The 11,269-nt window shown below is 42.7% G+C and carries 11 protein-coding genes; all 11 read left to right on the top strand.

Annotated elements, in window-relative coordinates; translation table 11 throughout:
* Positions 1 to 41: 41 nt before the first annotated feature.
* Entirely contained in the window at positions 42 to 1,316 is a 1,275-nt protein-coding gene (locus QZ359_RS08500) for a DUF2130 domain-containing protein (RefSeq protein WP_101784977.1), read from the top strand.
* Positions 1,317 to 1,325: 9 nt separating this feature from the next.
* The gene (truB, locus tag QZ359_RS08495; RefSeq protein WP_101784975.1) at positions 1,326 to 2,204 is read left to right on the top strand and encodes a tRNA pseudouridine(55) synthase TruB; all 879 of its coding nucleotides are present in this window, start codon (positions 1,326 to 1,328) and stop codon (positions 2,202 to 2,204) included.
* A gap of 109 nt (positions 2,205 to 2,313) precedes the next feature.
* Positions 2,314 to 2,952 (top strand): uridine kinase, encoded by a 639-nt coding sequence (gene udk, locus QZ359_RS08490; RefSeq protein WP_001181376.1) that lies wholly within the window; start codon positions 2,314 to 2,316, stop codon positions 2,950 to 2,952.
* Positions 2,953 to 3,079: 127 nt separating this feature from the next.
* The gene (gene xseA, locus QZ359_RS08485) at positions 3,080 to 4,420 is read left to right on the top strand and encodes an exodeoxyribonuclease VII large subunit (protein WP_101784972.1); all 1,341 of its coding nucleotides are present in this window, start codon (positions 3,080 to 3,082) and stop codon (positions 4,418 to 4,420) included.
* Positions 4,398 to 4,610 carry an exodeoxyribonuclease VII small subunit gene (locus QZ359_RS08480; RefSeq protein WP_000043226.1) on the top strand — a complete coding sequence of 71 codons (213 nt, stop codon included), beginning with the start codon at positions 4,398 to 4,400 and terminating at the stop codon, positions 4,608 to 4,610. The genes xseA and QZ359_RS08480 overlap by 23 nt, the downstream gene beginning before the upstream one ends.
* Entirely contained in the window at positions 4,607 to 5,482 is an 876-nt protein-coding gene (locus QZ359_RS08475) for a polyprenyl synthetase family protein (RefSeq protein WP_293965715.1), read from the top strand. The genes QZ359_RS08480 and QZ359_RS08475 overlap by 4 nt, the downstream gene beginning before the upstream one ends.
* Complete coding sequence (locus QZ359_RS08470) at positions 5,475 to 6,290, top strand: TlyA family RNA methyltransferase (protein WP_101784968.1); 816 nt, start codon at positions 5,475 to 5,477, stop codon at positions 6,288 to 6,290. Before QZ359_RS08475 ends, QZ359_RS08470 begins: the two co-directional genes overlap by 8 nt.
* Positions 6,283 to 6,714 carry an arginine repressor gene (locus QZ359_RS08465; protein ID WP_020900686.1) on the top strand — a complete coding sequence of 144 codons (432 nt, stop codon included), beginning with the start codon at positions 6,283 to 6,285 and terminating at the stop codon, positions 6,712 to 6,714. Before QZ359_RS08470 ends, QZ359_RS08465 begins: the two co-directional genes overlap by 8 nt.
* A gap of 6 nt (positions 6,715 to 6,720) precedes the next feature.
* Positions 6,721 to 8,388 carry a DNA repair protein RecN gene (recN, locus tag QZ359_RS08460; RefSeq protein WP_293965711.1) on the top strand — a complete coding sequence of 556 codons (1,668 nt, stop codon included), beginning with the start codon at positions 6,721 to 6,723 and terminating at the stop codon, positions 8,386 to 8,388.
* A 1-nt stretch (position 8,389) separates the two neighbouring features.
* Positions 8,390 to 9,118 carry a metallophosphoesterase family protein gene (locus tag QZ359_RS08455; protein WP_265471614.1) on the top strand — a complete coding sequence of 243 codons (729 nt, stop codon included), beginning with the start codon at positions 8,390 to 8,392 and terminating at the stop codon, positions 9,116 to 9,118.
* A 78-nt stretch (positions 9,119 to 9,196) separates the two neighbouring features.
* The gene (lepA, locus tag QZ359_RS08450; protein WP_001047207.1) at positions 9,197 to 11,020 is read left to right on the top strand and encodes a translation elongation factor 4; all 1,824 of its coding nucleotides are present in this window, start codon (positions 9,197 to 9,199) and stop codon (positions 11,018 to 11,020) included.
* Positions 11,021 to 11,269 lie beyond the last annotated feature (249 nt).

Raw genomic sequence — 11,269 nt, 5'->3', positions numbered from 1 at the left:
GCATGATATAATGGTTACAGAAGCCTAGAAAGAGGAACGATATGAACGAAATCAAATGTCCCAACTGTGGAGAAGTCTTTACAGTAAATGAAAGTCAGTATGCTGAACTTTTATCCCAAGTGAGAACAGCAGAGTTTGATAAGGAATTGCACGATCGCATGAAGCAGGAACTGGCCTTGGCAGAGCAAAAGGCCATGAATGAACAACAGTCTAAACTAGCTCAAAAGGATCAAGAAATCGCTCAATTGCAGAGTCAAATCCAAAACTTTGATACAGAAAAAGAATTGGCCAAGAAAGAGGTTGAACAGACAAGCAATCAGGCCTTATTGGCTAAGGATAAGGAAGTACAGGCCTTGGAAAACCAATTGGCTACCTTGCGTTTGGAGCATGAAAATCAACTACAAAAGACCCTTTCTGACCTAGAAAAAGAACGCGATCAGGTCAAAAATCAGCTCCTATTACAAGAAAAAGAAAACGAGCTTTCTCTTGCTTCAGTTAAGCAAAACTATGAAGCCCAGCTCAAAGCAGCGAGTGAACAGGTCGAGTTCTATAAGAATTTCAAAGCCCAGCAATCTACAAAAGCCATCGGGGAAAGTCTGGAACAGTATGCAGAGAGTGAGTTTAACAAGGTCCGTAGTTTCGCCTTTCCAAATGCCTACTTTGAGAAGGATAACAAGGTCTCTGCGCGTGGGTCTAAGGGGGACTTTATCTTCCGTGAGAGTGATGAAAATGGAGTGGAAATCATTTCCATCATGTTTGAGATGAAAAATGAAGCGGATGGAACAGAGAAGAAGCACAAGAATGCAGATTTTTACAAGGAATTAGACAAGGACCGTCGGGAGAAGAACTGTGAGTATGCGGTTTTGGTGACTATGCTTGAGGCCGATAATGACTACTTTAACACAGGGATTGTTGACGTCAGCCATGAGTATGAAAAGATGTATGTGGTTCGTCCTCAATTCTTTATTCAGTTGATTGGGCTTTTGCGAAATGCGGCGCTTAATTCCCTAAAATACAAGCAGGAGTTGGCCTTGGTTCGCGAACAAAATATTGACATTACGCATTTTGAAGAAGACTTGGATGCCTTTAAGTTAGCTTTTGCCAAGAACTACAACTCTGCTTCGACCAACTTTGGCAAAGCTATTGATGAAATCGACAAGGCTATCAAACGCATGGAAGAGATTAAGAAGTTCCTGACAACATCTGAAAACCAACTCCGCCTCGCAAACAATAAGTTGGAAGATGTCTCTGTCAAAAAATTGACTCGAAAAAATCCAACCATGAAAGCGAAGTTTGAAGCATTGAAGGGGAAATAGAAAGCAAAAATGAACGGTATTATCAACTTAAAAAAAGAAGCGGGGATGACCTCGCATGATGCGGTTTTTAAACTGCGTAAGATTTTGGGAACCAAGAAGATTGGTCATGGAGGGACCTTGGATCCGGATGTGGTGGGTGTTTTGCCTATTGCGGTTGGCAAGGCGACCCGCATGGTCGAGTTCATGCAGGATGAGGGCAAGGTCTATGAGGGGGAAATCACTCTGGGCTATTCCACGACGACAGAGGATGCCAGTGGGGAAGTGGTCGCTGAGACACCTGTTTTATTGCCCTTGGATGAAAAGCTTGTTGATGAAGTAATTACGAGCTTGACTGGGCCTATTACCCAGATTCCGCCTATGTATTCGGCGGTCAAGGTCAATGGTCGTAAGCTTTATGAGTATGCGCGTGCTGGTCAGGAAGTGGAGCGTCCAGAGCGTCAGGTGACCATTTATCAATTTGAACGAACAAGTCCAATTTCTTATGAGGGTCATCTTGCACGCTTTACTTTTCGTGTGAAATGCAGTAAGGGAACTTATATTCGTACCTTGTCTGTTGACTTGGGAGAAAAATTGGGTTATGCGGCCCATATGTCTCAGTTAACTCGTACTAGTGCAGCTGGTTTGCAACTAGAAGATGCTCTTACCTTGGAAGAAATTGCTAGAAAAGTGGAGGATGAGCAATTAGATTTTCTCCATCCTCTAGAGATTGGAACAGGTGACCTTGTCAAAGTTTTCCTAAGTCCAGAAGAGGCTACAGAAGTGCGCTTTGGTCGCTTTATTGAGCTCGGCCAAACAAATCAAGAATTGGCTGCTTTTGAAGGCGATACATTGCTAGCCATTCTAGAAAAACGGGACAATCTCTATAAGCCAAGGAAGGTTTTTAGCTAGTCTAACTGAGGTGTAGGGAGTGTTGTTTCCCCTAGACTATCCAAATCAGACTATAAATTTTGCAAAAAATGTGATAGAATAGACGACGGATAAAAAAACGGAGGATAGCATGCAAAATAGACCAATCATTATCGGAGTGACAGGTGGTTCTGGTGGTGGTAAGACCAGTGTTTCAAGAGCCATTTTATCGCATTTCCCTGATGAAAAGATTTCCATGATTGAGCATGATTCATACTATAAGGATCAGTCTCACTTGACCTTTGAAGAGCGTGTCAAAACCAACTATGACCATCCTTTTGCTTTTGATACAGATTTGATGATCGAGCAGATTAAAGAATTGTTGGCAGGGCGTCCGGTGGATATCCCGACTTATGACTATACAGAACATACACGAAGCAGCAAGACCTATCGTCAGGAGCCTCAAGATGTCTTTATCGTTGAGGGGATTTTGGTCTTGGAGGACAAGCGCCTACGTGATTTGATGGACATCAAGATTTTTGTGGATACGGATGATGATGTGCGCATTATTCGTCGTATCAAGCGTGATATGGAGGAGCGTGGCCGTAGTCTTGATAGTGTTATTGACCAGTACTTAGGTGTAGTTAAACCTATGTATCACCAGTTTATTGAGCCAACCAAACGTTATGCGGATATCGTCATTCCTGAGGGAGTCAGCAATACAGTGGCTATTGACCTGTTGACGACCAAGATTGCTAAGATTTTGGAAGAAGCTAGAAATAGTAAATAAACAGATGTGGAGGCCTTGCCTCCTTTTTCTATTTTTCTCTCATAATGGTACATAAATGGAGATTTTTAGGCATATTTTTGGTATAATAATACCCATGAAAGAGCAAGAAAATGAATAGTAGGTGGAGATGGAAAAGTATTTATCGGTAACAACTTTGACCAAGTATCTGAAAATGAAATTCGATAAAGACCCTTATTTGGAACGGGTCTATTTAACTGGTCAAGTTTCCAACTTTCGTAAACGACCTACTCACCAATATTTCTCCCTAAAAGATGACCATGCAGTTATTCAAGCGACTATTTGGTCTGGAATTTATCAGAAATTAGGTTTCGACCTGGAAGAAGGGATGAAGATCAATGTGATTGGGCGTGTACAGGTCTATGAACCGAGCGGTAGCTACTCCATCATCATTGAAAAGGCTGAGCCTGATGGGGTTGGGGCACTTGCGATTCAGTTTGAACAACTCAAGAAAAAATTGACAGAAGAAGGCCTGTTTCAAGAACGCTTCAAGCAAGCTCTGCCCCAATTTTCTAAGAGAATTGGTGTAGTAACCAGTCGCAGTGGAGCCGTGATTCGAGATATTATCACGACCGTCAGCAGGCGATTCCCAGGTGTCGATATCCTGCTTTATCCAACTAAGGTGCAAGGTGAAGGGGCAGCAGAAGAAATTGCTCGAAATATTGCGCGTGCTAATCAACGAGACGATTTGGATTTGCTGATTATTGGTCGTGGTGGTGGTTCCATAGAGGATCTCTGGGCCTTTAACGAAGAAATTGTGGTACGAGCCATTTTTGAATCTCGTTTGCCAGTTATTTCTAGTGTGGGGCATGAGACGGATGTGACCTTGGCAGATTTTGTTGCAGATCGTCGCGCTGCCACACCAACAGCTGCTGCTGAACTAGCAACACCTGTGACCAAGTTGGATCTATTAGCTCATTTGCAAAATCAGGAAAAACGGATGGCAACGGCAGTCCGAAATGTCCTATCTAAAAAACAAGAAGCTTTGAAAAAATGCAGTCAGTCTGTTATCTTTAGACAGCCAGAGCGTTTGTATGATGGCTATATGCAACGCTTGGATCAACTGCAACTGCGCTTAACACAAAGTTTACGTACACGGATTTCTGATAACAAACAGATAGTACAATCAAGGACGCATCGACTGGTACAATTATCACCTGTTACCAAAATCCAACGCTATCAAGACCGTTTAGGACAGTTGGACAAGCTTCTCCGCAGCCAAATGGCTCTGGTTTATGATGCCAAGGTTGCTGAAGTCAAGCGACTTTCAGAAGCCTTGCTAATGTTGGATACCAGTCGAATCGTGGCGCGTGGCTATGCTATTGTCAAAAAAGAAGAGTCAGTTGTGGATTCGGTTGAGAGTTTGAAGAAAAAAGACCAAGTGACGCTTTTGATGCGAGATGGTCGAGTAGAATTAGAGGTTAAAGATGTCAAAACAAAAGAAATTTGAGGAAAATCTAGCAGAACTGGAAACCATTGTCCAAAGTTTGGAAAATGGTGAAATTGCTCTGGAAGATGCGATTGCTGCCTTTCAAAAGGGCATGGTCTTGTCAAAAGAGCTCCAAGCGACGCTGGACAAGGCTGAAAAGACCTTGGTCAAGGTCATGCAAGAAGACGGAACAGAAAGTGATTTTGAATGAAGAAGCAAGAAAAATTAGCTCTTGTCGAGTCAGCCTTGGAAGACTTTTATGGAGACCAGCAGTTTGCCTCTAGTTTGCGAGAGTCTGTTCTCTATTCCATTCATGCTGGTGGCAAGCGTATTCGCCCTTTTCTCTTGTTGGAAGTTTTGGAAGCCTTGCAGGTCGCTATTAAACCTGCTCACGCGCAGGTGGCTGCGGCCTTGGAAATGATTCATACAGGGAGCTTGATTCATGATGATCTTCCTGCTATGGATGATGATGATTATCGTCGAGGGCGTTTGACCAATCATAAGAAATTTGGAGAAGCTATGGCCATTTTGGCAGGAGATGCTTTATTCCTAGATCCTTATGCTTTGATAGCGCAGGCAAATTTGCCAAGTCAGATCAAGGTGGACTTGATTGCCAACTTATCCCTTGCTTCAGGTAGTCTGGGTATGGTGGCTGGGCAAGTTCTGGACATGGAGGGTGAACACCAGCATTTGTCTTTGGAAGAACTTCAGACCATTCATGCTAATAAGACTGGGAAACTACTAGCCTATCCCTTTCAAGCGGCTGCTATTATAGCCGAATTGGCACCTGAGATGCAGGCGAAACTTAAAACTGTAGGTGAATTGATTGGGCTTGCTTTTCAAGTTCGAGATGATGTACTGGATGTGACCGCTAGTTTTGAGGAAATCGGCAAGACACCACAAAAGGACATACAGGCAGAAAAGTCAACCTATCCAGCCTTGTTGGGCTTGGAAGAGGCAATTGTCTTTTGTAACCAGACTTTGGATCAAGCTAATGCCAAATTAGAAGAAATCGCCCAGCAGGTTCCCTTTGAAACAGAATCGATTGTAAGAGTAGTAGAAAGTTTGAGAATCAATGGCTAAGGAAAGAGTGGATGTACTAGCTTATAAACAGGGCTTGTTTGAAACGCGAGAACAGGCCAAGCGCGGTGTTATGGCTGGTCTAGTCGTAGCAGTCCTGAATGGAGAACGGTTTGATAAACCAGGAGAGAAAATTCCAGATGACACCGAGTTAAAACTCAAGGGTGAGAAACTCAAGTATGTCAGCCGTGGTGGCTTGAAATTGGAAAAGGCCTTGCAGGTCTTTGATTTGTCAGTGGAAGGAGCAACAACGATTGATATCGGTGCTTCTACTGGAGGATTTACTGATGTCATGTTGCAGAATGGTGCTGAGTTGGTCTTTGCAGTTGATGTTGGTACCAATCAGTTAGCTTGGAAATTACGTCAAGACCCACGGGTTGTCAGCATGGAGCAGTTTAATTTCCGCTATGCTGAAAAGACTGATTTCGAGCAGGAACCGAGCTTTGCCAGCATTGACGTGAGTTTCATTTCCCTCAGCCTTATTTTACCGGCCTTGCACCGTGTCTTGGCTGAACAAGGTCAGGTTGTGGCTTTGGTTAAGCCCCAGTTTGAAGCAGGTCGTGAGCAAATTGGGAAAAACGGAATCATTCGTGATGCCAAGGTTCATCAACATGTCCTTGAATCTGTCACAACCATGGTAGTAGAGGAAGGCTTTTCAGTCCTTGGATTGGATTTTTCTCCCATCCAAGGTGGTCATGGGAATATTGAGTTTTTAGCGTATTTGAAAAAAGAAGAGTCAGCAAGCAATCAGGTTCTTGCTGAGATTGAAAAAGTAGTAGAGAGGGCGCATAGTCAATTTAAAGATGAATAAAAAAGAGAGACTTGAAAAAATTAGACGATTTGTGACAGATTATCAAATCGGTACACAAGAAGAAATCGTAGAACATTTGAAAGAGGCAGGAATCACTGCCACTCAAGCGACAGTATCACGTGATATCAAAGAGCTAGGCATTGTCAAAATTCCTTTGAGAGACAACACCTATGTCTATGAATTGCCAAAATCAATCGTGAAAAGTTTGCAACTGGCTGAAGACAATATTGAGTCAGCTGAATTGATGGATAAGATGATTAATCTCCAAGTTATACCAGGAAATACAGCCTTTGTAAAAGCTCAGTTAATCGAGACATTTGCGGATAAGATTTTTAGTTGTTTAGCTGATGATAGCTCGATTTTAGTCATTGCCAGAAGTGAAAGTCTAGCTGAGGAAATCTTTGAACAAGTAAAAAATTGGTAGGTCTATATGTTACTTGAAATTTCGATAAAAAACTTTGCCATTATTGAGGCTATTTCCCTCAATTTTGAAAAGGGGATGACTGTCTTGACTGGTGAAACGGGTGCAGGGAAGTCGATTATCATTGATGCCATGAATATGATGTTGGGAGCTCGTGCGACGACAGATGTTATTCGTCATGGTGCGCCAAAGGCAGAGATTGAGGGGCTTTTCTCAGTTGAGAATAGTCGCCTTTTACAGGAAATTTTTGATGAGCAAGGTTTAGAATTAGGTGATGAAATTATCATCCGTCGAGAAATTTTGCAAAATGGTCGTAGTATCAGCCGTGTCAATGGCCAGATGGTCAATCTGTCTGTTTTGCGTGCTATTGGGCAACATCTTGTGGACATTCATGGTCAGCATGACCAAGAAGAGTTAATGCGTCCTCAACTGCACATCCAAATGTTGGATGAATTCGGTGACGTAGCTTTTTGGGGCTTGAAAGAAACCTATCAAACGAGTTTTGATGCCTACCGTAAAATGCGTAAGCAGGTTCTGGAAGTCAAGAAAAACCAACAAGAACATAAGGCACGTATTGAAATGTTGGAATTTCAAATGGCAGAGATTGAGGCAGCAAACTTGCAAGCTGGAGAAGATCTGGCTCTCAATCAAGAGCGTGATAAACTTCTCAATCATAAAAATATTGCGGATACGCTGACCAATGCATATAGTATGTTGGACAATGAAGATTTTTCAAGTCTGGCCAATGTTCGTTCGGCCATGAATGACATGGAAAGTGTTGAAGAGTATGACCCTGAATACCGTGAAATTTCAAGCTCTCTGTCTGAGACCTACTATGTCTTAGAAGATATAAGCAAACGTTTGGAAGCAATCATTGAGAACCTTGATTTTGACGGCAATCGTCTTATGCAGGTTGAGAATCGTTTGGATCTCCTTCATACCATTACCCGTAAGTATGGTGGGACTGTAGACGATGTCTTGCTTTATTTTGCCAAGATTACGGAAGAATACAATCTCTTGACAGGTAATAATCTTTCGTCTGAGGACATGGAAGCAGAGCTCAAGAAACTGGAAGTCAATCTTGTTGATTTGGCAGGTCAGCTTGCCTCTGCTCGTCATGATTTAGCTCAGCAGCTTGAAGCTGAGATTAAACAAGAACTGCAGGACCTCTATATGGAAAAAGCCCAGTTTCAGGTTCGTTTTAGCAAGGGCAAATTCAGTCGTGAGGGAAATGAAATGGTTGAGTTTTACATTTCAACTAATCCTGGTGAAGACTTTAAACCCTTGGATAAGGTTGCGTCTGGTGGGGAATTGTCTCGTCTCATGCTAGCCATTAAGTCTGCCTTTTCACGTAAAGAAGGCAAGACCAGCATAGTCTTTGATGAGGTGGATACAGGAGTTTCAGGTCGTGTAGCTCAGGCTATTGCACAGAAGATTCACAAGATTGGCCAGCATGGGCAGGTTCTAGCTATTTCCCATTTACCACAAGTGATTGCGATTGCAGATTATCAATTCTTTATTGAGAAGATTAGTAATGACCATTCAACAGTTTCAACTGTTCGTCTCTTGACGGTTGAAGAGCGAGTGGAAGAAGTTGCTAAGATGTTGGCTGGTGATGATGTGACGGAAGCAGCCCTGACGCAAGCCAGAGAATTGTTGAGAAACAGGGAGAAATAAGATGACAGACTATTATGTAATTGGAGATGTTCACGGAAAAGCTGGGATGCTGGAAGACCTTCTCAAAACGTGGGATGGTCAGACCCAGTTGCTCTTTCTAGGGGACTTGATTGACCGTGGTGAAGATAGTCGCCGTGTTCTAGAAATGGTTAAGGACTTAGTGGACAATCAAGGGGCCATCTGTCTATCAGGAAACCACGAGTATATGTTTTTGACTTGGCTAGATGATCCAGAAGAAAGTTATGACCATTATCGTCGCAATGGTGGAGATACAACCATTAACTCTATCCTAGGTCGTCCCTTGGATGCACCGGTTGATGGAGTTGAGGATGCTAATCGTGTTGCCACCGAAGCAGCAGATTTGGTTGAATTCATTCGTCAAATGCCGTTTGTGGTAGAGACAGATAAGTATATCTTTGTTCACGCAGGTATTGATTTAACCTTGGTTGACTGGCATGAAACGACAGATTATAAAAAAGTTTGGCTTAGAAAACCATTCCACGAAGCAGAAAATCATACTGGAAAAATCATTGTCTTTGGCCATACACCGGTCTATGGTTTGTTGAAGCAAGAGCGTGGTACTGCTGAGCTTTGGACTACAGAAGATGGCAAGATTGGGATGGACGGAGGAGCTGTCTATGGTGGTGTTCTTCATGGGATTGTCTTTACTGACCAAGGAATGACAGAACATCACTTTATCGAAAATGACGGCTTTGTCGCTGAAGATTAGTACTCCTAGCAGGGTATGGTCTTGTCAAAATGTCAAAAACAATTTATAATAAATAGATACCCTGAAAGGAAGAGAATCATGAACTTAGAAGAATTGAAAAAACGACAGGAGAAGATCCGTAACTTCTCTATTATCGCCCATATTGACCACGGAAAGTCGACTCTAGCAGACCGCATTTTGGAAAAGACAGAGACGGTTTCAAGTCGTGAAATGCAGGCCCAGCTTTTGGACAGCATGGATCTAGAGCGAGAACGTGGGATTACCATTAAACTCAATGCCATCGAGTTGAATTACACTGCAAAAGATGGGGAAACTTATATTTTCCACTTGATTGACACGCCGGGGCACGTAGACTTTACCTATGAAGTTTCACGTTCGCTCGCTGCCTGTGAGGGAGCGATTTTGGTGGTTGATGCTGCCCAAGGGATTGAGGCTCAAACCCTTGCCAATGTGTATCTAGCCTTGGACAATGATTTGGAAATTATGCCAGTCATTAATAAAATTGACCTGCCAGCAGCAGACCCTGAGCGCGTGCGTACAGAGATTGAAGATGTGATTGGTTTGGATGCCAGTGAAGCAGTTTTGGCTTCTGCCAAGGCTGGAATTGGTATCGAGGAAATCCTTGAGCAAATCGTAGAAAAAGTGCCAGCACCAACGGGTGATGTGACGGCGCCACTTAAGGCCTTGATTTTCGACTCGGTTTACGATGCCTACCGTGGGGTTATCCTCCAAGTGCGTGTCATGGATGGGGTTGTCAAACCTGGCGATAAGATTCAGCTTATGAGCAATGGCAAGACCTTTGATGTGACAGAAGTTGGTATTTTCACGCCGAAAGCTGTTGGTCGTGATTTCCTTGCGACTGGTGACGTTGGTTATATTGCGGCTTCTATTAAGACGGTTCAGGATACCCGTGTGGGTGATACCGTTACCTTGGCAACCAATCCTGCGGCAGAGCCATTACATGGTTACAAGCAGATGAATCCTATGGTCTTTGCGGGTCTCTATCCTATCGAGTCAAACAAGTACAATGATCTACGTGAAGCGCTTGAAAAATTGCAACTGAATGACGCTAGTCTTCAGTTTGAACCAGAAACATCTCAGGCCCTTGGATTTGGTTTCCGTTGTGGTTTCCTTGGACTTCTTCATATGGATGTTATTCAGGAACGTTTGGAACGTGAGTTCAATATCGACCTCATCATGACAGCTCCGTCTGTTATTTACAAAGTTAATTTGACCGATGGTGAGTCTATGGACGTCTCTAACCCATCTGAATTTCCAGACCCAACTAAGATTGCAACCATTGAAGAGCCTTATGTTAAAGCGCAAATCATGGTACCACAGGAGTTCGTAGGAGCAGTAATGGAGCTAGCTCAGCGCAAGCGTGGGGACTTTGTGACTATGGACTATATTGATGATAACCGTGTCAATGTTATCTATCAAATTCCACTTGCTGAAATCGTCTTTGACTTCTTTGATAAGCTTAAGTCTTCGACACGTGGTTATGCAAGCTTTGACTACGAATTGTCAGAGTATCGCCCATCTAAGCTGGTGAAAATGGATATCCTTCTCAATGGAGACAAGGTGGATGCCCTTAGCTTTATCGTTCACAAGGATTTTGCCTACGAACGTGGAAAACTCATCGTTGATAAACTTAAGAAAATCATCCCTCGCCAACAATTTGAGGTGCCAATTCAAGCAGCAATTGGACACAAGATTGTGGCTCGTACTGATATCAAGGCCCTTCGTAAGAACGTACTTGCTAAATGTTATGGTGGTGACGTTTCTCGAAAGCGTAAGCTACTGGAAAAACAAAAAGCTGGTAAGAAACGCATGAAAGCCATCGGATCAGTAGAAGTTCCACAAGAAGCCTTCCTCAGCGTCTTGAGTATGGATGAAGAATAAGTTATCATAATTGCTTTTCCTTCTTCATAGGAAATTTATATAAGAATCAATCGTAAAGCAGGCTTAAATGGTCTGCTTTTTTTATTTCTAGAACAGCAAAAATGTTTGGAATGTTTGTTTATGTGTTTGTTTTTTAGTAACAAACTATAAAAACAACAAAAATATAAAAAAAGAGACAAAAAAGAACAGAAAATCGTTGACAACGATTTCATATAGTGTTATACTTATAGCATAAAGTTAATGGAAAGA

It is taken from the genome of Streptococcus sp. (genome assembly GCF_019414905.1).
Classification (GTDB): domain Bacteria; phylum Bacillota; class Bacilli; order Lactobacillales; family Streptococcaceae; genus Streptococcus.
This window is presented reverse-complemented; position numbering and strand designations above follow the sequence as displayed.

Excerpts from the sequence above, each read along its gene's own strand:
- QZ359_RS08500 (WP_101784977.1), top strand. The coding sequence starts at position 42 with ATGAACGAAATCAAATGTCCCAACTGTGGAGAAGTCTTTACAGTAAAT.
- truB (WP_101784975.1), top strand. The coding sequence starts at position 1,326 with ATGAACGGTATTATCAACTTAAAAAAAGAAGCGGGGATGACCTCGCAT.
- udk (WP_001181376.1), top strand. The coding sequence starts at position 2,314 with ATGCAAAATAGACCAATCATTATCGGAGTGACAGGTGGTTCTGGTGGT.
- xseA (WP_101784972.1), top strand. The coding sequence starts at position 3,080 with ATGGAAAAGTATTTATCGGTAACAACTTTGACCAAGTATCTGAAAATG.
- QZ359_RS08480 (WP_000043226.1), top strand. The coding sequence starts at position 4,398 with ATGTCAAAACAAAAGAAATTTGAGGAAAATCTAGCAGAACTGGAAACC.
- QZ359_RS08475 (WP_293965715.1), top strand. The coding sequence starts at position 4,607 with ATGAAGAAGCAAGAAAAATTAGCTCTTGTCGAGTCAGCCTTGGAAGAC.
- QZ359_RS08470 (WP_101784968.1), top strand. The coding sequence starts at position 5,475 with ATGGCTAAGGAAAGAGTGGATGTACTAGCTTATAAACAGGGCTTGTTT.
- QZ359_RS08465 (WP_020900686.1), top strand. The coding sequence starts at position 6,283 with ATGAATAAAAAAGAGAGACTTGAAAAAATTAGACGATTTGTGACAGAT.
- recN (WP_293965711.1), top strand. The coding sequence starts at position 6,721 with ATGTTACTTGAAATTTCGATAAAAAACTTTGCCATTATTGAGGCTATT.
- QZ359_RS08455 (WP_265471614.1), top strand. The coding sequence starts at position 8,390 with ATGACAGACTATTATGTAATTGGAGATGTTCACGGAAAAGCTGGGATG.
- lepA (WP_001047207.1), top strand. The coding sequence starts at position 9,197 with ATGAACTTAGAAGAATTGAAAAAACGACAGGAGAAGATCCGTAACTTC.